This is a genomic window from Pseudomonas sp. AB39(2026) (assembly GCF_059831485.1).
Genome location: NZ_CP195212.1, coordinates 4,566,975 through 4,588,155 on the forward strand (window position 1 = coordinate 4,566,975; position 21,181 = coordinate 4,588,155).

18 protein-coding genes and 3 tRNA genes are annotated in these 21,181 nt (G+C 62.9%); 18 read left to right on the forward strand and 3 right to left on the reverse strand.

All coding sequences use genetic code 11. The annotated features are described in order from the left end of the window. The first annotated feature begins 51 nt into the window (after nucleotides 1–51). The 12 genes from truA (at nucleotide 52) to ACSAMW_RS21130 (ending at nucleotide 9,383) form a co-directional block, all read left to right on the forward strand. A complete protein-coding gene (gene truA, locus ACSAMW_RS21075) occupies nucleotides 52–906 on the forward strand; it encodes a tRNA pseudouridine(38-40) synthase TruA (RefSeq protein WP_500591923.1) in 855 nt (284 codons plus the stop codon). A gap of 57 nt (nucleotides 907–963) precedes the next feature. Beyond that, complete coding sequence (locus ACSAMW_RS21080; protein ID WP_500591924.1) at nucleotides 964–1,587, forward strand: phosphoribosylanthranilate isomerase; 624 nt, start codon at nucleotides 964–966, stop codon at nucleotides 1,585–1,587. A gap of 206 nt (nucleotides 1,588–1,793) precedes the next feature. Further along, entirely contained in the window at nucleotides 1,794–2,732 is a 939-nt protein-coding gene (gene accD, locus ACSAMW_RS21085) for an acetyl-CoA carboxylase, carboxyltransferase subunit beta (RefSeq protein WP_500591925.1), read from the forward strand. Next, nucleotides 2,729–4,036 (forward strand): bifunctional tetrahydrofolate synthase/dihydrofolate synthase, encoded by a 1,308-nt coding sequence (gene folC, locus ACSAMW_RS21090; RefSeq protein ID WP_500591926.1) that lies wholly within the window; start codon nucleotides 2,729–2,731, stop codon nucleotides 4,034–4,036. The genes accD and folC overlap by 4 nt, the downstream gene beginning before the upstream one ends. Next, the gene (locus ACSAMW_RS21095; protein WP_500591927.1) at nucleotides 4,020–4,691 is read left to right on the forward strand and encodes an SPOR domain-containing protein; all 672 of its coding nucleotides are present in this window, start codon (nucleotides 4,020–4,022) and stop codon (nucleotides 4,689–4,691) included. The genes folC and ACSAMW_RS21095 overlap by 17 nt, the downstream gene beginning before the upstream one ends. A gap of 99 nt (nucleotides 4,692–4,790) precedes the next feature. Next, nucleotides 4,791–5,372 (forward strand): CvpA family protein, encoded by a 582-nt coding sequence (locus ACSAMW_RS21100; protein WP_500591928.1) that lies wholly within the window; start codon nucleotides 4,791–4,793, stop codon nucleotides 5,370–5,372. A 16-nt stretch (nucleotides 5,373–5,388) separates the two neighbouring features. Beyond that, entirely contained in the window at nucleotides 5,389–6,894 is a 1,506-nt protein-coding gene (purF, locus tag ACSAMW_RS21105) for an amidophosphoribosyltransferase (RefSeq protein ID WP_500591929.1), read from the forward strand. A gap of 11 nt (nucleotides 6,895–6,905) precedes the next feature. Beyond that, on the forward strand, nucleotides 6,906–8,120 hold the full coding sequence (locus ACSAMW_RS21110) for an O-succinylhomoserine sulfhydrylase (protein ID WP_500591930.1): 1,215 nt from the start codon (nucleotides 6,906–6,908) through the stop codon (nucleotides 8,118–8,120). Beyond that, the gene (locus tag ACSAMW_RS21115) at nucleotides 8,120–8,893 is read left to right on the forward strand and encodes an SDR family oxidoreductase (RefSeq protein ID WP_500594097.1); all 774 of its coding nucleotides are present in this window, start codon (nucleotides 8,120–8,122) and stop codon (nucleotides 8,891–8,893) included. Before ACSAMW_RS21110 ends, ACSAMW_RS21115 begins: the two co-directional genes overlap by 1 nt. A 119-nt stretch (nucleotides 8,894–9,012) precedes the next feature. Next, nucleotides 9,013–9,088 (forward strand) — tRNA-Val (locus ACSAMW_RS21120). A gap of 45 nt (nucleotides 9,089–9,133) precedes the next feature. Continuing rightward, a tRNA-Asp gene (locus ACSAMW_RS21125) sits at nucleotides 9,134–9,210 on the forward strand. A gap of 96 nt (nucleotides 9,211–9,306) precedes the next feature. Continuing rightward, nucleotides 9,307–9,383: transfer RNA gene (locus ACSAMW_RS21130), tRNA-Asp, on the forward strand. Between the two features lie 128 nt (nucleotides 9,384–9,511). On the opposite strand, the gene ACSAMW_RS21135 is transcribed toward ACSAMW_RS21130, so the two are convergent. Both ACSAMW_RS21135 and ACSAMW_RS21140 read right to left on the reverse strand, forming a co-directional pair. Then, nucleotides 9,512–10,603 (reverse strand): sensor histidine kinase, encoded by a 1,092-nt coding sequence (locus tag ACSAMW_RS21135; protein WP_500591931.1) that lies wholly within the window; start codon nucleotides 10,601–10,603, stop codon nucleotides 9,512–9,514. After that, a complete protein-coding gene (locus ACSAMW_RS21140) occupies nucleotides 10,603–11,388 on the reverse strand; it encodes a response regulator (protein ID WP_500591932.1) in 786 nt (261 codons plus the stop codon). The genes ACSAMW_RS21135 and ACSAMW_RS21140 overlap by 1 nt, the downstream gene beginning before the upstream one ends. A gap of 344 nt (nucleotides 11,389–11,732) precedes the next feature. On the opposite strand from ACSAMW_RS21140, the gene kdpA reads away from it, so the two are divergent. The 5 genes from kdpA to ACSAMW_RS21165 are packed head-to-tail and all read left to right on the forward strand — an operon-like array spanning nucleotide 11,733 to nucleotide 19,429. Beyond that, the gene (kdpA, locus tag ACSAMW_RS21145) at nucleotides 11,733–13,427 is read left to right on the forward strand and encodes a potassium-transporting ATPase subunit KdpA (protein WP_500591933.1); all 1,695 of its coding nucleotides are present in this window, start codon (nucleotides 11,733–11,735) and stop codon (nucleotides 13,425–13,427) included. A gap of 9 nt (nucleotides 13,428–13,436) precedes the next feature. Continuing rightward, the gene (kdpB, locus tag ACSAMW_RS21150; RefSeq protein ID WP_500591934.1) at nucleotides 13,437–15,482 is read left to right on the forward strand and encodes a potassium-transporting ATPase subunit KdpB; all 2,046 of its coding nucleotides are present in this window, start codon (nucleotides 13,437–13,439) and stop codon (nucleotides 15,480–15,482) included. A 23-nt stretch (nucleotides 15,483–15,505) separates the two neighbouring features. Continuing rightward, a complete protein-coding gene (gene kdpC / locus ACSAMW_RS21155) occupies nucleotides 15,506–16,063 on the forward strand; it encodes a potassium-transporting ATPase subunit KdpC (protein ID WP_500591935.1) in 558 nt (185 codons plus the stop codon). Nucleotides 16,064–16,082: 19 nt separating this feature from the next. Continuing rightward, nucleotides 16,083–18,722: an ATP-binding protein gene (locus ACSAMW_RS21160; RefSeq protein ID WP_500591936.1), complete on the forward strand. Its 2,640-nt coding sequence runs from the start codon at nucleotides 16,083–16,085 to the stop codon at nucleotides 18,720–18,722. 2 nt (nucleotides 18,723–18,724) lie between these two features. After that, nucleotides 18,725–19,429 carry a response regulator gene (locus ACSAMW_RS21165; protein WP_500591937.1) on the forward strand — a complete coding sequence of 235 codons (705 nt, stop codon included), beginning with the start codon at nucleotides 18,725–18,727 and terminating at the stop codon, nucleotides 19,427–19,429. 156 nt (nucleotides 19,430–19,585) lie between these two features. Here ACSAMW_RS21165 and ACSAMW_RS21170 read toward each other — a convergent pair whose 3' ends face one another. Continuing rightward, complete coding sequence (locus tag ACSAMW_RS21170; protein WP_500591938.1) at nucleotides 19,586–20,692, reverse strand: patatin-like phospholipase family protein; 1,107 nt, start codon at nucleotides 20,690–20,692, stop codon at nucleotides 19,586–19,588. A gap of 147 nt (nucleotides 20,693–20,839) precedes the next feature. Here ACSAMW_RS21170 and ACSAMW_RS21175 point away from each other — a divergent pair, with 147 nt between their 5' ends. Beyond that, a complete protein-coding gene (locus tag ACSAMW_RS21175) occupies nucleotides 20,840–21,118 on the forward strand; it encodes a hypothetical protein (RefSeq protein ID WP_168081518.1) in 279 nt (92 codons plus the stop codon). Nucleotides 21,119–21,181: the final 63 nt, after the last annotated feature.

Here is a 21,181-nt window from a genome sequence, read left to right on the forward strand (position 1 = left end):
ACGGCAGCCAATTGGCTGCCGTTGTCGTTTTCCTGAATATGGGTTTATCACGTGGACATCTATCAAAGCGCAGCGGATGAAGTGGCTGCTGACGGCTATACCCGAATTGCCTTGGGCGTGGAATACAAAGGCTCACGCTACAAAGGCTGGCAGCGGCAGATCGACGGTGTGTGCAGCGTTCAGGAAACCCTTGAGAAGGCCTTGTCCAAGGTGGCTGCCAGCCCAGTGTCCGTGCTGTGCGCCGGCCGCACGGATGCTGGCGTGCACGCCTGTGGCCAGGTCGTCCATTTCGATACCCGTGCCGTACGCCCGGAGCGGGCCTGGGTGATGGGTACCAATAGTGAGTTGCCAGGCGATATTAGTGTCAGTTGGGCGCAGGTGATGCCCAGTGATTTTCATGCGCGGTTCAAGGCCGTGTCCCGCCGTTACCGCTATGTGATCTACAACGATCCTATCCGCCCTGCGCATTTGAGCGAAGAAGTCACCTGGAATCACCGGCCCCTGGATGTGGCGCGCATGGCGGCAGCGGCAGCGCCCCTGCATGGCACCCATGACTTCAGTGCGTTCAGGGCCAGCCAGTGCCAGGCCAAATCACCCATCAAGACCTTGCACCACCTGCGGGTCACACGCCATGGCAGCCTCATTGTCATTGATGTGCGTGCTAGTGCCTTTCTTCACCACATGGTGCGCAACCTGGCTGGCGTGCTGATGGCCATTGGTTCTGGGGACAAACCCATAGGCTGGGCAGCGGAAGTGCTGGAAGGTGGCGAGCGGCGACAGGGCGGGGTAACCGCGCATCCCTACGGGCTTTACCTTGTGAACGTTGAGTACCCGGAGCCCTATGAGGTGCCCAATAGATACATCGGGCCACATTTTCTGACCGGCTTCACGGGTTTGGACAGCTGACGGCCACAGGGGTATTTGCTACCATCGTGCCCGTTTTGTCAGTAGAGGTCTTACACAATGGGCGCCGTTCGCAGCAAGATCTGTGGTATTACCCGGCCGGAAGATGCCATCGTTGCCGCTCAGGCAGGTGCTGATGCCATTGGCCTGGTGTTTTATGCCCCCAGCCCTCGTGCAGTAAATGTGCAACAGGCGCGCGAAATCATCCGTGCCTTGCCGCCATTTGTCACGGTAGTGGGCCTGTTCGTGAATGCTTCTGCCTGTGAAATCAATGAAACCCTGGACGCCGTTCCCCTGGACCTGCTTCAGTTTCACGGTGATGAAAGCCCGGAGCAGTGCAGTGGCTACCATCGCCCGTACATCAAGGCTTTGCGGGTAAGGCCGGGGGATAATCTCGAAGCGGCCTGCGAACGCTACAGCAGTGCCAGCGGCCTGCTGCTGGATGCGTTCGTAGAGGGCGTGCCGGGTGGTACCGGGTTGGCGTTCGACTGGAACCTCGTGCCAGCTGCCTTGCCCAAGCCCATCATCCTGGCCGGTGGGCTGACGCCGGAAAACGTCAGCGAAGCCATTGAGCGAGTACGGCCCTTTGGCGTGGATGTAAGCGGCGGCGTAGAGCTGAGCAAGGGCATCAAGGATGCTCACCGTGTCCAGGCCTTCGTCAAGGCGGTGCGTTCGTGGCGTTGACTTGCACCCACCGTGTGGCAATGTGACGGCGGTGGCCTTATGGCCGTCGAACTTCTTCAGCGCGCCACGGGGCAGCCCCGCTGGCGCGCCTCCGTATTTTTAGTGAGGGTGAAGCGCATTGCGCTCCCCTGGTATTGAACGACCATGGTGGCTTCGAGCCCCGGTCCGGCCCGCACAGGGTTCGCCCAGTTACTGGAGAAACAGGCATGAGCAACTGGTTGGTAGACAAACTGATCCCTTCGATCATGCGTTCCGAAGTGAAGAAGAGCTCGGTTCCCGAGGGGCTGTGGCACAAGTGCCCCAACTGCGAAGCGGTGCTGTACCGCCCAGAGCTGGAAAAAACCCTCGACGTTTGCCCCAAGTGCAATCACCACATGCGCATTGGTGCCCGGGCACGCCTGGACATTTTCCTGGATGCCGAAGGGCGTGAAGAGCTGGGTGCAGACCTGGAACCGGTCGACCGCCTCAAGTTCCGCGATGGCAAGAAGTACAAGGATCGCCTCACCGGCGCCCAGAAGCAGACCGGCGAAAAAGACGCCTTGATCTCCATGAGCGGTAGCCTGATGGGCATGCCCGTGGTCACCAGTGCGTTCGAATTCAGCTTCATGGGCGGCTCCATGGGCGCCATCGTGGGGGAGCGTTTTGTGCGCGCTGCCAACTATGCGCTTGAAAACCGCTGCCCGATGATCTGCTTCGCGGCATCCGGTGGTGCACGCATGCAGGAGGCACTGATCTCCCTGATGCAGATGGCCAAGACCTCTGCCGTGCTGGCACGCCTGCGAGAGGAGGGGATTCCGTTCATCTCCGTACTGACCGACCCGGTGTATGGTGGTGTATCCGCCAGCCTGGCCATGCTGGGTGACGTGATTGTCGGCGAGCCCAAGGCCTTGATCGGTTTTGCCGGGCCGCGTGTCATCGAGCAGACCGTGCGCGAAAAACTGCCCGAAGGGTTCCAACGCAGCGAATTCCTGCTGGACCACGGCGCCATTGATTTGATTATCCATCGGCAAGAGCTTCGCCCGCGCCTGGCACGGCTGCTGGCACAGATGATGAACGTGGCCACCCCTAACCCGGCACTAAGCGTCGTACATCCTGTTGAACTGGACCCTGCGAGCGTCCCGGCAGGCGCCCCAGCAGCGGTATGAAACCACGTACCCTTGACGCATGGCTGGCGTACCTGGAACAGCTGCACCCGGTGGCCATCGACATGGGGCTGGAACGCTCCAGAACAGTGCTGGAGCGTTTGAATCTTGGGGCCCTCGCGCCGCGTGTCATCACCGTTACCGGCACCAATGGCAAGGGTTCCACCTGCGCGTTCATTGCTAGCCTGCTCGAGGCCCAAGGCCTTCGGGTAGGCGTGTACAGTTCGCCGCACCTGCTACGTTACAACGAGCGGGTTCGCCTTGAAGGCCAGGACGCGACAGATGCACAGCTGTGCGCAGCGTTCGAAGCCGTGGAGGCTGCACGCGGGGACACCACACTCACCTACTTTGAAATGGGCACCCTCGCAGCGTTCTGGCTGTTCGCAGGGGCGCAACTCGATGCGGTAGTGCTGGAAGTGGGCCTGGGTGGGCGTCTGGACACGGTCAACCTGGTAGATGCAGACCTGTCGGTAGTGACCAGCATCGGCATCGACCATGCCGACTACCTGGGCGATACCCGTGAGTCTGTGGCGTTCGAAAAGGCGGGCATCCTGCGTTCGGCAAAGCCTGCACTGTGTGGTGACCTCGATCCGCCAGCCCCTTTGTTGGATACCGCGCAGCGGCTGGGCTGCCCGCTGTACCGCACAGGCGCTGCCTTCGACCTGGCCGTTGGGCCACAAGCCTGGGCATGGCGCGGGCAGGCCATTGACGGTGCTGCGCTTTCGCTCGCCGAGCTGCCGCTGCTGGCCCTTCCCATGGAGAACGCTGCACTGGCCCTGCAGGCCTATGCGCTGCTGGGCTTGCCATGGGTGCCCTCCGTATTGACAAGTGCCTTGAGCCGTACCCGTGTCATGGGCCGCCTGGACCGTCGGCAGGCGCTGTGGAAAGGCAAACCGGTCCGGTTACTGCTGGACGTGGGCCATAACCCCCATGCGGCGCACTATCTGCGCAGCCGCTTGCCCGCGTTGCCGCTGCCTGGCATTCGCCGTGCGGTCTTCGGGCTGTTGGCAGACAAGGACCTTCCTGGTGTGATCGAGCCACTGCTGGGAAGCATCGCACACTGGGCCGTCGCTCCTCTGCCATCGCCTCGCACACAGCCGGCAGCGGCCTTGCAGGCAGCTTTGTCGAACCTTGGCGCAACGGTAACGTCACATGGCAGCGTCCATGACGCCCTGGCGCACCAGTGCGACCAGGCAGGCCCGGACGACGAAATACTGGTGTTTGGATCTTTCTTTTGTGTCGCCGAGGCCTTGTTATGGCTCGACCGGCACGGCGTGGAGGTAGCCGCCGATGGCTTTGCTGGATAACGTGGTCAAACAACGCATGGTAGGTGCCCTGGTGCTGGTCGCACTGGCGGTGGTATTCCTGCCCATGCTGTTCAGCCGCCCGGATGAAATGCGCGAAGTACGCGTGAATGCGCCAGCGGCCCCCGCTGTGCCTGTGGTACCGCAGGTCAAGGTACAGCCGGCTGCGGTGCCAGATGCCCCTGCACCCACGCCGGTGGTGGATGAAGCACCGCCTTCTCCACCAGTTACTGCCCGTGCTTCTGCCCAGGCGCGGGCGCCTAGCATGCCTATCTCCGCGGCGCCGACAGTCACGGCCCCGTCCGCACCGTCGCAAAAAGCCGCAGCCCCCGCGCCCGCGCCTTCCACTCCCGCACCTTCGACCTCAACAGCACCGACTGCCAAGGCGGACGCTGGCAGCAAGCTCGACGCAGGAGGCGTGCCCGTAAGCTGGTCGGTTCAGTTGGCCAGCCTTTCGAACCGTGCAGGAGCCGACACCCTGCAGAAAACCCTTCGTACCCAAGGCTACAATGCCTACGTGCGTTCAGCCGAAGGCAAGAACCGGGTATTTGTAGGGCCGCTCATTGACCGGGGCGAAGCCGAGCGCCTGCGTGATGTGATCAACCGTCAACAGAACCTTAAAGGGTTCGTAGTGCGCTTCGAGCCTGAACGCGGCTGAACCGCCGGCCATCTTGTGAGGGGGGATTGGATAATCTCCCTTAACCGGAACCTTCCTGTCTGCTAAAATGCGCGGCCTTATACGTCTGCGGGCCGAAACGTGGCATTTACCTGGGTTGACTGGGCGATCATCGTGGTCGTCGCTGTCTCGGCACTGATCAGCTTGAAGCGTGGCTTCGTCAAGGAAGCCCTCTCGCTGGTCACCTGGATAGTGGCAGGTGCCGTGGCCTGGATGTTTGGCGGCGGCCTGGCGCAGTACTTCGAGAACTATATTCAAACGCCGTCGGCCCGGGTGATTGCCGGCTGCGTGATTCTGTTCGTGGCTACGTTGCTGGTCGGCGCGATGGTCAATTACCTGATTGGCGAGCTGATTCGCGTCACGGGCCTTTCCGGCACCGACCGCTTCCTGGGCATGGTGTTCGGTGCAGCCCGGGGTGGCCTGCTGGTGGTGGTAGCTGCAGGGTTGCTTAGCTTGGGGCCGGTTCAGCAGGACCCTTGGTGGCAGCAGTCTCAGTTGTTACCGCGTTTTCTTCTGGTTGCAGACTGGTCAAAGAACCTCATTTTGGGGATGAGCAGTCAATGGCTGGCGGCCGGGGTCAGTTCGCCGGTCGAGATTCCGTTCAAGGAGCACCTACTGCCAGCGCCCAAGGCGCATGAGCAGGGGTCCGTTCAGGTTCACTAAGTAGGGGTTGCGTCGCATGTGTGGCATCGTCGGTATCGTCGGTAAGTCGAACGTGAATCAGGCGCTGTATGACGCGTTGACCGTCTTGCAGCATCGCGGCCAGGACGCTGCCGGTATTGTGACCAGCCATGAGGGCCGGTTATTCCTGCGCAAGGACAACGGCCTTGTGCGCGATGTGTTCCAGCAGCGGCACATGCAGCGGCTGGTGGGCAACATGGGCATCGGCCATGTGCGCTACCCCACCGCGGGCAGCTCCACCTCCGCCGAGGCGCAGCCGTTCTATGTGAACTCGCCCTACGGGATCACGCTTGCCCACAACGGCAACCTTACCAATGTGGAGCAGTTGGCCAAGGAGATCTACGAGTCCGACCTGCGCCATGTCAACACCAGCTCGGACTCCGAGGTGCTGCTGAACGTGTTTGCCCACGAGCTGGCCGTTCGCGGCAAGCTGCAGCCCACCGAAGAGGATGTGTTCGCGGCCGTGAAGGACACCCACAAGCGTTGCCGGGGTGGCTATGCGGTGGTGGCCATGGTCACCGGCTACGGCATTGTCGGTTTCCGGGACCCAAACGCCATTCGCCCGATCGTGTTCGGCCAACGCCAGACCGATGACGGGGTGGAGTACATGATCGCCTCCGAGAGCGTGGCCCTGGACGTGCTGGGCTTTACGCTCATTCGCGACCTGGCCCCCGGCGAAGCCGTCTACATCACCGCAGAAGGCCAACTGCACACCCGCCAGTGCGCGCCGAACCCCAAGTATGCCCCCTGCATTTTCGAGCATGTGTACCTGGCACGGCCGGATTCGATCATCGACGGTATCTCGGTGTACAAGGCCCGCCTGCGCATGGGTGAAAAGCTCGCCGAGAAAATCCAGCGCGAGCGCCCAGCCCACGACATCGACGTGGTTATCCCAATTCCGGACACCAGCCGCACATCGGCCTTGGAGCTGGCCAACCAGTTGGGCGTGAAATTCCGCGAAGGCTTTGTGAAAAACCGTTACATCGGCCGGACCTTCATCATGCCGGGCCAGGCAGCCCGCAAGAAGTCCGTGCGCCAGAAGCTCAACGCCATCGAGCTGGAATTCCGCGGCAAGAACGTGATGCTGGTGGATGACTCCATCGTCCGCGGTACCACCTGCAAGCAGATCATCCAAATGGCTCGCGAGGCCGGTGCCAAGAAAGTGTACTTCTGCTCGGCCGCCCCGGCAGTGCGTTACCCGAACGTGTATGGCATTGACATGCCAAGTGCCCATGAACTGATTGCCCACGACCGCAGTACCCAGGAAGTGGCGGACCTTATCGGTGCCGATTGGCTGATCTATCAGGACCTGCCCGACCTGATCGATGCAGTGGGCGGGGGCAAGGTGAAGATCGATCACTTCGATTGTGCCGTGTTCGATGGCCAGTACGTGACCGGCGATATCGATGCCACCTACCTGAGCAAGATCGACACGGCGCGTAACGATACCGCCAAGGTCCGGCCACAGGCGGCCAGCGCCATCATCGACCTGTACAACAACTGAGAGGACCGAGCATGAGCCAGGATTGGGACGCAGGGCGCCTCGACAGCGACCTGGACGGCGTAGGGTTCGACACGCTGGCAGTGAGAGCAGGCCAGCATCGCACCCCGGAAGGGGAGCACAGTGACCCGCTGTTCTTCACCTCCAGCTATGTGTTTCGTACGGCAGCCGATGCCGCTGCCCGTTTTGCCGGGGATGTGCCGGGCAATGTGTATTCGCGTTATACCAACCCCACGGTGCGTTCTTTCGAAGAGCGTATCGCGGCGCTGGAAGGCGCAGAGCAGGCTGTCGGCTTCGCCACGGGCATGGCCGCCATTACGGGCCTGGCCATGGGGCTGTGCAGTGCGGGCGATCATGTATTGATCTCCCAAAGCGTATTCGGCTCGACCATCAGCCTGTTCGACAAATACTTCAAGCGCTTTGGCATTGAAGTGAGCTACGCGCCGCTGGCTGACCTCGCAGGCTGGGAGCAGGCCATCCGGCCAAACACCCGGTTCCTGTTCGTGGAGTCACCCTCCAATCCACTGGCCGAGCTGGTGGATATTGCTGCGCTGGCCGAGATCGCCCATGCCAAAGGCACGCTGTTGGTGGTGGACAACTGCTTCAGCACACCCGCCCTGCAACAGCCGCTGAAGCTGGGGGCAGACATCGTGATGCATTCGGCGACCAAATTCATCGATGGTCAGGGCCGCTGCATGGGCGGTGTGGTGGCAGGCCGTGCCGAACACATGAAGGAAATGGTAGGCGTGGTGCGTACGGCAGGCGCCACCCTCAGCCCGTTCAACGCGTGGGTGTTCCTCAAAGGGCTGGAAACCTTGAAGCTGCGCATGCGTGCCCACTGTGCCAATGCACAGGCACTGGCCGAATGGCTGGAGCAGCAGCCAGGCATTGAAAAGGTGCACTACGCAGGCCTGGAAAGCCACCCTCAGCACGCCCTGGCCAAGCGCCAGATGCACGGCGGCTTTGGCGGAGTAGTGAGCTTCGAGGTAAAGGGCGGCAAGGCAGGGGCATGGGCATTCATCGACGCCACCCGTCTGGTGTCCATCACCGCCAACCTGGGCGACAGCAAAACCACTATCACCCACCCGGCCACTACGTCCCATGGGCGCCTGTCGCCACAGGAGCGTGACGCTGCCGGCATCCGTGACAGCCTTATTCGCGTGGCGGTGGGCCTGGAAGACCTGGCAGACCTGCAGGCAGACCTGGCCCGGGGCCTGGCAGCCCTGTGATTCCTGTCGAAATTGCGCGTAGCGGCTTTCGCGACGCACGGGTGGCGCTGGTTACAGGGGCTGCGCGTGGCATAGGCCTGGGCGTCGCGTGCTGGCTGCTGGTGGAAGGGTGGAAAGTGGTACTGGCCGACGTGGACGCGGAGCGGGGCGCGGTGATTGCCGAGGCCTTGGGTGAAAGCGCCGCCTTCGTGACTATGGACGTGGCCAATGACAAGCAGGTCGCTGCCGGGGTGGCTCAGGCGCTGGCACGTTTCGGGCGGCTAGACGCCTTGGTGTGCAATGCGGCAATAACCCATGCCCACAATGGCCCGCTCGAAAGCCTGCCATTGTCGCGCTGGCAGCGGGTGATCGACGTAAACCTCACCGGCACCATGCTGCTGGCCCGGCATTGCGCGCCCTACCTGCGCGCACGCAACGGAGCCATTGTGAACCTGTGCTCTACCCGCGCCCATCAGTCTGAACCCGATACGGAGGCCTATGCCGCCAGCAAGGGTGGAGTGCTGGCACTCAGTCACGCACTGGCAATCAGCCTGGCCCCGGAAATCCGGGTCAACGTAGTAAGCCCCGGCTGGATCGACGCCCGTGATCCGGCCCAGCGCCGCGCCGAACCGCTGACGGACACCGACCATGCACAGCATCCCACTGGGCGCGTAGGTACCGTAGAAGACGTAGCAGCCGCAGTGGCTTGGCTGCTGTCGCCTACGGCAGCGTTCGTGACGGGGCAGGAGCTGATCGTGGACGGCGGCATGACCCGCAAGATGATTTACGCCTAAACCTCAAGCGCAGCGGGAGGCTTCGAACTTAATTCAGGCTTTTTGAAAAAAACTTCAAGCAGGGTATTGACTTACAGTCGCCCCATCGCCAAAATGCGCACCACTTCGACGCAGTACACGGGTGATTAGCTCAGCTGGGAGAGCATCTGCCTTACAAGCAGAGGGTCGGCGGTTCGATCCCGTCATCACCCACCACTTCGAAGTGCTCTGATTCTAGAGCGGATGAAAGTCCACCGACGCGCAGCGGTAGTTCAGTCGGTTAGAATACCGGCCTGTCACGCCGGGGGTCGCGGGTTCGAGTCCCGTCCGCTGCGCCATTTTTCTCCAGGTGTCGTTCAGGCGTCATCTGAGATCGAAGCAACCACCCCGCTTCGGTCAGCCAGTTTCACTTCGGGCGAAAGCCTGAGCGATACGCAGCGGTAGTTCAGTCGGTTAGAATACCGGCCTGTCACGCCGGGGGTCGCGGGTTCGAGTCCCGTCCGCTGCGCCATCTTTGGTTCGAAACGTTGAACGGTTTCGGGCCTCAAAAAAACGACCTTCGGGTCGTTTTTTTTCGTCTGCCATTCGGTGTGGTTCTAATAAAGGGCTACCGGGAAGCCGATGTGTGCATTGGGTATCTTAAAGCCTTGGCAAACGCACGATAGCCGTCAGGCCGCCCCCAGGTGTTTCGTCGAGCGCCAGGCTGCCATTGAGCCGTTGAGCAGCCTCTCGCGCAATGGTCATGCCCAGCCCCACACCGCCGGAATTACGGTTGCGTGAGCCTTCCAGCCGGAAGAAGGGCTCGAACACAGCTTCGCGTTTTTCGGCGCTGATACCAGGCCCATGATCGATCACCCGAATGATGATGTGAGTAGGCCCGTCGGCCAGCTCAACCTGTGTTGCACCCCCGTAGCGCAGGGCATTGTCCAGCAGGTTGCTCAGGCACGAGCGCAGCGCCATGGGCTGGGTACGCAGGGGCGTGCAGTTTCCCCTTGCCTCAGCGGGCAAACCGTTATCCTGGGCGTTTTCACACAGCGACTCCACCAGTGCCTGCACATCGTATAGTTGCAGGGCTTCGCTGGTCCGTTGTTCATGCAGGTAAGTCAGGGTGGCGTCCAGCATGCCAATCATGTCGTCCAGGTCCTGACGCATCTGCATTTGCAGCTTCTCATCGCCCAATTGCTCCAGCCTCAGCTTCAACCGGGACAGGGGCGTGCGCAGGTCATGGGACACCGCACCCAGCATACGGGCACGCTGTTGCACCTGTTCGCGAATACGCTGCTGCATCTGGTTGAACGTATGGGCGGCCTTGCGGGCCTCTACAGGTCCGGTTTCCGCCATGGGCGGGCTGTCCAGGTTTTCGCTGAGGCGCTCAGCAGCCTCGCTGAAGCGGCGAATGGGCCGTGACAGGTAGCGCGCACCCCACCAGGCCGCGATCACCAGCGTAATGATCTGGAAGGTGAGCGGCACGATAGGCCCGTCGAAGACGTGGCGTTCACGACAAGGTTTAAATGGCCCTTCAGGCCCCGAGCCGCTTGGCCATGACCCCGGCAGGCCAGAAAACCCTGCCGTGCCTGGTGAAGGCATGGGCTCAGAAAAGGGCGGTGGGCAGCCGGGCGGCGGCGGGACCCCGTAGTAATGAAACCAGACCAAGGCCAGCAAGTGAGCCAGAAGAATGGCAATCACGGACACACCGAATAACCGGGCGAACAGCGTATCGGCGTTACGCATCAGCCAATGTCCCGAGCGTCGAACAGGTAGCCTTCACCCCGCACAGTCTTGATCAGCTGAGGCGCCTTGGGGTCATCGCCCAGCTTCTGGCGCAGCCGCGACACCAGCAGGTCGATGCTGCGGTCGAAGGCTTCGATGGAGCGCCCCCTGGCCGCATCGAGCAATTGTTCACGGCTCAAGACGCGCCGTGGCCGTTCCAGGAACACCCAGAGCAAGCGAAATTCGGCGTTGCTCAGGGGAACGACCAGGCCACTGGCCGAGGTCAATTGGCGCAGCACACTGTTCAGGCGCCAATTGTCAAAGCGCAAGTTGCCGCGTGGCTCCGTACGTTCATCACGCACGCGGCGCAGCACGGTTTGAATGCGCGCTACCAGTTCACGGGGCTCGAAGGGCTTGGCCATGTAGTCATCGGCACCTAGCTCCAGACCGATGATCCGGTCGGTGGGTTCGCAACGCGCCGTGAGCATCAGGATCGGAATGTCGGATTCGGCACGCAATTGCCTGCACAGCGCCAGTCCGTCCTCACCGGGCAACATCAGGTCCAGCACCACCACGTCATACGTGCTCTGGCTCAATGCCTGGCGCATGGCTTCTCCGTCGCTGGCGCCCACCCCAAGAATGCCGAAGCGGGCCAGGTAATCGATCAACAATTCGCGGATCGGCACGTCGTCATCGACGATCAGGGCACGAGTATTCCAGCGCTTGTCATCTTCGAGTTCAGAAAGCCGGTCAAGATCGGAAGTAAGACCGAAGGTGGGTACGGGCGTTGATTCAGAGGTTGTCATGGAAGGTCGTCTGCCTGGGCACCGGGCCCTTGGCCGGCGGTGTGTGTAAGAAAAGGGCTGCATGGGCACCTGCCGGGCCTGCGCGGGTGCAGCGCGGGTGCAGCGCCGGTACAGCATGCTCCTAGTCTGAAGGGCTGGCATGTCCTGTGGGTTTCCTGAATGTATCGGCCTTGATACAACCGGCTTGAACCTGACGCCGGGCGCAAACATTACGCGGTCTTTACGCCCCAGCCGCACCTGGCATCTCGTTCCTTTACAGCCCTAGCCTTAACAATAGCTGCCTTGAAGAGTGACCTCGAAGGAGAGGTTGATGAGCGCAAAGGTGCGGTACAGGAGCAGCCATCATGCACAGCTATGATTATTGGCTCATCATTGGCGTAGCGGCCTTGGTGCTGGTGCCGGCGCCCTGGCTGGGGCGGTTTTATTTTCGCGTGATGGAAGGCCAGCCTACGGTCGTGGGTCGGGTGCTGGGGCCTGTGGAGCGGGGCTGCTATCGCCTGGCGGCCATCGACCCGACGCGGCAGCAGAACTGGCGTGCCTACCTGGGCGCACTCCTGGCGTTCAACCTGGCCGGGCTTGCGCTGTTGTTTGCCTTACTCATGCTCCAAGGGTGGCTGCCTCTTAACCCGCAGCACTTGCCGGGCCTTGAATGGACCTTGGCACTCAATACAGCGGTCAGTTTCGTGACCAATACCAACTGGCAAGCCTACAGTGGCGAAGCGTCGCTCAGTTACCTGAGCCAGATGGCCGGCCTGGGAGTGCAGAACTTTGTAAGCGCGGCCACGGGCCTGGCCGTGCTGGCGGCGCTGTGCCGTGGCATCGCCAGCCGCGGCGGTGCCAGCCTGGGTAATTTCTGGGCAGACCTCACCCGTGCCACCCTGTATGGCCTGCTGCCGCTGTGCCTGGTATTTGCCGTGGTGCTGGTATGGCAGGGCGTGCCACAAACGTTTTCGGCCTACGTGCCAGCCGTCACGGTACAAGGTGCCGACCAGCTCATTCCCTTGGGCCCGGTAGCCAGCCAGGTTGCTATCAAGCAGTTGGGCACCAATGGGGGTGGCTTCTTTGGGGTGAACTCAGCACACCCGTTTGAAAACCCTACCGCGTTGAGCAACCTGTTCGAGCTGGCGGCTATCTTGAGCATCCCAGCCGCACTGGTGTTCATGTTCGGGCACTACGTAAAAGACCTGCGCCAGAGCCGCGCGATCCTGGCCAGCATGCTAGTGCTGCTGGCCGTAGGAGCAGGCGTGGCGCTGTGGGCCGAATTCCAGCCCAACGCGGCCTTGTCGGCGGCCAACGTTGCTTTGGAACCCTCACTGGAAGGCAAGGAAAGCCGCTTCGGCACCACCGCCACCACGCTGTGGGCCGTCATCACTACGGCAGCGTCCAATGGCTCGGTCAATGGCATGCATGACAGCCTCAACCCGTTGGCTGGCATGGTGGCCATGGTCAACATGATGTTGGGGGAAGTCATCTTCGGCGGGGTAGGGGCCGGGTTGTACGGCATGTTGCTGTTTGTGCTTACGGCCGTGTTCCTGGCAGGCCTGATGATCGGCCGCACGCCGGAATACCTAGGCAAGAAATTGCAGGCCACTGAAGTGCGCTTGCTGGTGGCGACCCTGCTGGTAATGCCCGTAGCCACACTGCTGCCTGCAGCCCTGGCCGCGGCCCTGCCCAGCACCCCGGCGGGGTTGAGCAACCCTGGGCCCCATGGCTTCAGTGAGCTGCTGTATGCCTATGTGTCGGCCGCCGCCAACAATGGCTCGGCCTTCGGCGGGTTGAGCGCCAATACCGCCGTGCACAATCTGTTGCTGGCCCTGGCCATGATGATCGGGCGTTTCGGTTACATCATCCCAGTGATTGCCTTGGCCGGTTGCCTGGCCGCGAAAAAGCCCGCCCCTGCCGGCATCGACAGTTTCCCTACCCATGGCCCGCTGTTCGTAGCGCTGCTGACCCTGACCATTGTGCTGGTAGGCGGTCTGACCTTCCTTCCTGCACTGGCGCTGGGCCCCATCGCCGACCAACTGACCCACGCCTTTTGAGAACTCGCCATGAACCTGCCGCTTGAACCGACCGTGGTGGCTGCCGCAACACCGGCCACTGGCGTCACCCTTAAACACCTGTGGTTGCCAGCGCTGGGCCAGGCGTTCGTAAAGCTGGACCCACGCCAGTTGCGCCGCTCCCCGGTCATGCTGGTGGTGGCCATTACCGCCGTGGCCACGACCGTGCTGTGCCTGCTGCCTGACAGCGGTGTCAGTGCCGGGGTCGGGGCGCAACTGGCGCTCTGGCTATGGTTTACCGTGCTGTTTGCCAACTTCGCCGAAGCCTTGGCCGAAGGCCGTGGGCGGGCGCGTGCCGACAGCCTGCGCAGCGGCAGCCAAGGCCTGATGGCCCGCCGGCGTACCACCAGCGGTGCCATGGAAACCGTGCCCGCCGGCAGCCTGCGTATCGGCGATATGGTACGGGTCGAGGTGGGGGAAATGATCCCTGCTGACGGCGAGGTGGTCGAAGGCATCGCTGCAGTGGACGAGGCTGCTATTACAGGGGAGTCTGCCCCGGTGATTCGGGAATCCGGCGGGGACCGCTCGGCGGTGACCGGCAACACGCGGCTGGTATCGGACTGGCTGCTGGTGCGGGTCACCAGCAATCCGGGCGAGTCCACGGTGGACCGCATGATTGCGTTAGTGGAAGGCGCACGCCGGCAGAAAACCCCTAACGAAATCGCCCTCGACAGCCTGCTGATCGGCCTGACGCTCATTTTCATCATTGTGGTGGCAACCCTGCAGCCGTTTGCACGGTTTTCAGGAGGGGAACTGCCGCTGATCTACCTGATGGCGCTGCTGGTGACCCTGATACCCACCACCATCGGCGGGTTGCTCTCGGCCATCGGTATCGCCGGCATGGACCGGCTGGTACGGCTGAACGTCATTGCCAAATCTGGCCGGGCCGTGGAAGCGGCGGGCGACGTGCAGGTGCTGTTGCTGGACAAGACCGGCACCATCACTTTTGGTAACCGCCGCTGCACGGCACTGATCACGGCGCCTGGCATTGCCAAGGCCACTTTGGAAGAAGGCGCGGCTTATGCGTCCCTGGCAGACACCACCGCCGAGGGTAAATCCGTTCTGCAGTTCGTGGGCCGTGACCTCAGCGGCGCCATGGGCGGCACCAGCGTGCCGTTCACTGCCGAAACTCGTCTGTCAGGCCTGGACCTGGGCGCAACTCGCTACCGCAAAGGCGCGGTGGATGCCGTACTGGGCTTTATCGGCAGCCAGCGCAGTGAATTGCCCGGCGCCTTGGCCCGGGAGATCGACCGCATTGCCCAACAGGGCGGTACACCGTTACTGGTCAGCCAGGACAACCAGCTGCTAGGGGCTATCGAGCTGACCGACGTGGTCAAGCCCGGCATTCGCGAACGCTTCGCGGCCCTGCGCGCGCTGGGCATTCGCACGGTGATGGTGACCGGAGACAACCCGCTTACGGCGGCAGCCATTGCCGCCCAGGCCGGCGTGGACGACATGATTGCCGAAGCCACGCCGCAGAAAAAGTTGGAGCGCATTCGGCTGGAGCAGGATCAGGGGCGTTTGGTGGCCATGTGTGGCGACGGCGCCAACGATGCACCGGCGCTGGCGCAGGCTGATGTGGGGGTGGCCATGAACGAAGGCACCCAGGCCGCGCGTGAGGCCGCCAACATGGTGGACCTGGACAGCGACCCCACCAAGCTGCTGGACGTGGTACGGGTGGGCAAGGAATTGCTGGTTACCCGAGGTGCCCTGACCACCTTCTCGGTGGCCAACGACGTGGCCAAGTACTTCGCCATCCTCCCCGCCTTGTTCGCCGGCGTGTACCCCTCGCTGAACCTGCTCAATGTGATGCACCTGGCTACACCCCAGAGCGCCATTCTGTCGGCGATCGTTTTCAACGCGCTCATCATTATTGTGCTGGTGCCCCTGGCCCTGCGTGGGGTGAAGGTGCAGGCACGCAGCGCTGCACACCTGCTGCGCCGCAACCTGTTGATCTACGGCGTCGGCGGGCTGATCGTACCGTTCGTGGGTATAAAGCTGATTGACCTGATACTGACTGGCCTGGGCCTAGTGTGATGCTGTTTCGTGGAGAGAACGCAATGTTGACCCTTATACGTCCTGCCCTGAGCCTTCTGCTGATCATGACCGTGTTGACCGGTGTGGCTTACCCACTGGCCGTGACAGCCGTCGCCCGCCTGGGGTTTTCCGCCCAGGCCGGGGGCAGCCTGGTGCATGATGCCCAGGGCCAGGTTCGAGGCTCTGCACTGTTGGCCCAGCCGTTCACAGGGCCTGAGTGGTTCCAGCCACGCCCCTCGGCGGGGGATTTCGCGACGGTGTCCAGTGCTGCCAGCAACCTGGCCAGCACCAACCCGGCCCTGGCGACGCGGGTACAGGCTAGCGTGGCCTCGCTGTATAACACTGCGGCCGGCCCGGTGCCCTTGGCCTTGCTGACCACCTCGGCCAGCGGGCTGGACCCGGACCTGCCCCCGGCTGCTGTGCTGTACCAGGTCGCGCGAGTCGCCAAGGCCCGTGGGCTGGCCGAAGACCAGGTCCATACCCTGGCGATGAACCAGGTGCGCCAGCCGCTGTTTGGCCCGCCAGTGATCAATGTGCTGGGGTTGAACCTGGCGCTGGATGCGTTAACGTCAGCGCGCTGACCACACACAAGGGGTATACGTGACCAACTCCGAACAGGCCGACGCGCTGCTGGCCGCTTTACCGGTACCTGGCCAGGGGCGCCTGAAGGTGTTCCTTGGCGCTGCCGCCGGGGTAGGCAAGACCTTCGCCATGTTGCAAGCGGCGCAGGACCGGCAGCGCCAGGGCGTCAAGGTGCTGGCGGCCATGGTGGTCACACATGGCCGGGCCGAGACCGAAGCCCGCCTCACAGGGCTGACGCGGCTGCCGCTGCGCCGGGTGCAGTACCGCGACCGCTGGCTAGAAGAGCTGGACTTGGATGCACTGCTGCAGGCCAAGCCACAACTGGCCCTGATCGATGAGCTGGCCCATGACAACGTACCCGGCAGCCGTCACGGCAAGCGTTGGCAAGACGTGCAGGAAGTGCTCGCCGCCGGGATCGACGTGTACACCACCGTCAACGTCCAGCACCTGGAATCCCTCAATGATCGGGTACGGGGTATCACCGGCGTGCAGGTACGTGAAACCGTACCGGACTGGCTGGTATTGAGCGCCAGCGAGCTGGTGTTGATCGACTTACCCCCTCACGACCTACTGGAACGCTTGCGTGACGGCAAGGTGTACGTGCCTGAACAGGCCCGTGCGGCCATCGAAGCCTTTTTCTCACCCCGCAACCTTACAGCCCTGCGCGAGCTGGCCCTGCAAACAGCCGCGGCACAGGTCGATGCAGGCCAGCACGTGTTCGGCCCGGTGGCTGGTGCCAACCGGCTGCGGGGGCGGCTGCTGGTGGGCATAGAGGCGGACGGCGACGCCGACCGCTTGGTACGCCATGCCAGCCTGGTTGCCCAGCGTCGCCACCTGCCGTGGAGCGTGGTGCACGTGGACACCGGCAGGCCGAGTGACGAAGCCAGCCGCCAGCGCCTGTCCACGGCCCAGCAACTGGCTGAGCGCCTGGGCGCTGAGGTGGTCACCCTGCGCGGAGCCGACCCGGCGCGCACGCTGCTGGAGCATGCACGCGAGCGCCAGGCCAGCGTGCTGGTGGTAGGGCAAACGGCGCGCACCCGCGGCTGGCGGCGTGGGGTGGCCAGCCGCCTGCTGCGTCTGGGGCCTACAGTGGAGCTGTCGGTGCTTGAGCGTGATCCGGCCATTGCCCGGCCCAAGGTCCAGCGAATGTCGCCGTCGCGGCGCCCGGCGGCTTACTTGTGGGCATTGGTCGCCGCCGGCGTGGCGGGCTTGGTGGCCTGCGCCGTGCCGGGCTGGCTGGAACTGCCCAATGTGTCGCTGATCTTTCTGACCGCCGTTTTGCTGGTGGCCATTCGCAGTGCCACGGGGCCTGCATTGGTCTGCGCCTTGGCGTCGTTTCTGTTGTACGACCTGCTGTTCATTCCGCCGCACTTTTCGCTGGCCATTCAACGGGAGCAGGATGTACTGACGCTGGTGTTCTTCTTGATCATGGCCACACTCACCGGTCAGCTGGCCGGTCGGCAGCGCCACCAAGTGCAAGCCCTGCGCGATACCCAGGCCGATACCACAGACCTGTTGGACCTGTCCCGTGGCTTGGCAGCGGCCAGTGACCTTGAAGGGGTCTTCGAGGTAGCCCGTGTTCACTTGGCTCGCTGGTCAGAGGTAGGGACCTGTGTGCTGTCGCGCGACCCTGAACGTCGCCTGTTGGGTTCAAATGCCGCCCTGGTCACCCTGGAGGCAACCGAGCAGGCTGCCGCTGACTGGGCCTGGCAACATGGCCAGCCAGCAGGGCAGGGCACAGGTACGCTGCCAGGCGGGCGCTGGTGGTGGTGGCCCCTGGTGGCTAATGGCCGAACTCTGGGCCTGATCGGGCTAGCGGCGTCAGGCCAGCAGGCCGTCAGCCAGCAACGGCGGCAGCGTGTGATGGCCCTTGCGCAACCCCTGGCACAGGCGCTGGCGCGGGCCAACCTGGCCCAGGAGCTGGAAGCGGCACGGTTGCATGGCGAGACTGAGCAGTTGCGCAGTGCCTTGCTGGCCTCGGTATCCCATGACCTGCGTACCCCGCTGACCGCCATGCGCGGCAGTATCGAAAGCCTGCAGACCCTGGGCAGCCTGTTGTCGGCCAGTGACCGGGAGCAATTACTGGAGAGCACCCGACTGGAGTGCGAGCGGCTGGACCGCTATATCCAGAACCTGCTGGACATGACCCGGCTGGGCCACGGGGCACTGACCCTGGCCCGAGACTGGATCGCCCCCGGCGAGTTGGTGGGTGCAGCTGTGCAGCGCTTACGTTCGGTGTTGGCGCCGCTGGCGGTGGAGGTTCGGGTGCCTGCCGAGCTGCCCCTGCTGTGGGTTCACCCTGCGTTGATCGAGCAGGCCCTGATCAATGTGCTGGAAAACGCTGCCCGCTTTTCACCACCGGGTGGGCGCTTGCAAGTGGAAGCCACCCAAGAGGGTGATCGCCTGTGCCTGGCCGTTATCGATCAGGGCCCAGGCATTCCAGAAGCGGAGCGCGAGCGTATCTTCGACATGTTTTACACGGCCGCCCGTGGCGACCGGGGTGGGCAGGGCACCGGGCTGGGCCTGGCCATTTGCCAAGGCATGGTGGGCGCCCATGGCGGGCAAGTGACGGTCAGTGAAGGTGATGATGGCCTGGGCACGCGCATCGCCTTATGCTTGCCGCTTCATCCGCCTCCGGTTGCACAGAGTGAAGCCTGAACATGCCTGACCCCACCAAGGTACTGGTGATCGACGACGAACCCCAGATTCGCGCGTTCCTACGCATCAGCCTGGGCTCCCAGGGCTACAAAGTGCTAGAAGCTGCCACCGGTGTTGCCGGGCTTGAACAGGCGGCCTTGAACGGGCCGGACCTGGTGGTGCTGGACCTGGGCCTGCCCGACATGGATGGCCAGGCGGTTCTGGTTCAACTGCGCGAGTGGAGCCAGGTGCCGGTGCTGGTGCTGTCTGTGCGGGCCAGCGAAGTGCAGAAGGTGCAGGCGCTGGACGCCGGCGCCAATGACTATGTGACCAAACCCTTTGGCATCCAGGAGTTTCTGGCCCGCGTGAGGGCCTTGTTGCGACGCACCGCCTCGGCACCTGGGGAGCCTGCTACGGTGCTGCTGGGCGAATTGGCCGTGGACCTGGCCAGCCGCCGCGTGACGTTGGGCGGTTCGCCTTTGAGCCTCACGCGCAAGGAGTACGCCGTGCTGGCGCAATTGGCCCAGTATCCAGGGCGGGTGATTACCCAGCGCCAACTGCTGGTGGAGATCTGGGGGCCGAGCCATGTGGAGGACACCCACTACCTGCGCATCGTTATCGGGCACCTGCGCCAGAAGCTGGGCGACGATCCGGCCAGCCCGCGGTATATACAGACGGAGCCGGGGGTAGGTTACCGCTTGATGGAGGCTATGCCCGAAAAGTCCTGACACTCGGTGATGCTGCGTTGAAAACAGCTTCGGAATGCTCATTTACAACCAGTAAACTCCGCTTCCTCAGCTGTTTTCGCCTTGCCTGACCTTCGCGTCAGAACATTTCATACACAGCCTAGCCCTATCAGGGCCTAGCTGATATTGCTGCCCTTGCTAGCGCCGCCCCTCATACCGGTCAAAGGCATCCCTGGCGATACGTCGGCCAAGGGCGATCAGTTCAGGGGCTTTGTAGAACTCGAAGAAGCGACAGACCCGCTTGGGCACTTCGATCAGCACATCCGGTGGGTAGCCGGCGATCTTGTACTGGGCCAATGACGTTTGCATCACCTCGAAGCTCTGGTTGACCAGGTCCAGCAACGAGGCCGGGCCCACGGCATCGACCACTACGGCATCAGTGGCTGAGGTCGGTGCGGTTTCGTCCGGGTCGGGCAACGGCGGTCGACGCCGCGGCCGCACCCGAACCACCTGCTCATCGGCACCGTGCGCGAAAGCCTGCACCGGGATCTCAGGCAAAGGTTCGCACAGGTCTTCGGGGAACCATGGGCCAGGTGCCATGCTGGTGGGTGACAGTATATTGCGCTCCATCTGCAACACTGCCTGGGCCTGCCGTCGGCGCGAAGGCAGTCGCGAATTGAGGGACTCCAGCAACCGGTCGAAACGGCTGCGAAACGCCGCAGGCCGTTCAATCATCGGTATTTCATAGGGCAGGGCGCTGGTGCCGTTGAGGTTGACGGCCACCACCAGGTCGCAATGGCTGGCCACCACGGGAACAATGGGCAGCGGGTTGAGCAGGCCGCCGTCGACCAGCGTGCGGTTGCCGATCATTACCGGCGTAAACAAGCTGGGAATGGCGGCTGATGCCCGCATGGCCTGGTGCAGGCAGCCTTCCTGAAACCACACTTCTTTCTGGTGGGTCAGGTCGGTGGCCACTGCCGTGTAGGGAATCCGAAGGTCCTCAATGTTGAGGTCGCCCAGCAACCGGCGGATCTGCCCGAACACCTTGTCTCCGCGAATGGCGCCCATGCGGAAGCTCACATCTACCAGCCTCAGGATATCGAGGTAGTCCAGGCGCTCGATCCATTGGCGGTACTCGTCCAGCCGGCCCGCGGCATAGATGCCGCCCACCACCGCGCCCATTGAACAGCCGGCAACGCAGCGGATGGCATACCCACGGCGCTCGATCTCTTCGATGGCACCTATGTGCGCGTAACCACGGGCACCCCCTGCGCCCAGCACCAATGCCACGGTTTTCTTTGTCACGGTGCCTCCGCTTGGGTGTCCTTTGAGCCGTATACTATGCCGCCGCTGACCTCGCCCCGCGACTGCCAGGGTTCTGCATGGCTGGCACTTTTCATGGGCGTTACCGTCTTATCTGCACGCTGTCTCTTTTCTGGAGTGTTCGAATTAATGAAAGCCTGGGTCTGCCTGCCTTTGCTCGCTGTACTGATCACCGGTTGCGCCGGTAAAACCGCTTACCGTGAAAGCTGCGGCACCCAGCTTGATGCCGCCTGGCATGAACTGGATGTTGCCAAGGCCGAAGGGTTTGCGGGCACCGTGAGCTATTCCAAAGCCCTGTCGCTATTGACCGGCGCCAAGACCCAGCAGCAGTTCGAAGCCTTCGAAGGTTGTACCACCAAAGCCGAAAAGGCGCGCTTCTATATCCGTGAGTCTCGCGAAGGGCGGTAGGGCTTATACCCACTCCGCTCCCGCCCGCAGGGTAGCGCGCCTTTGGCAGTAGCGCAGAGGTAC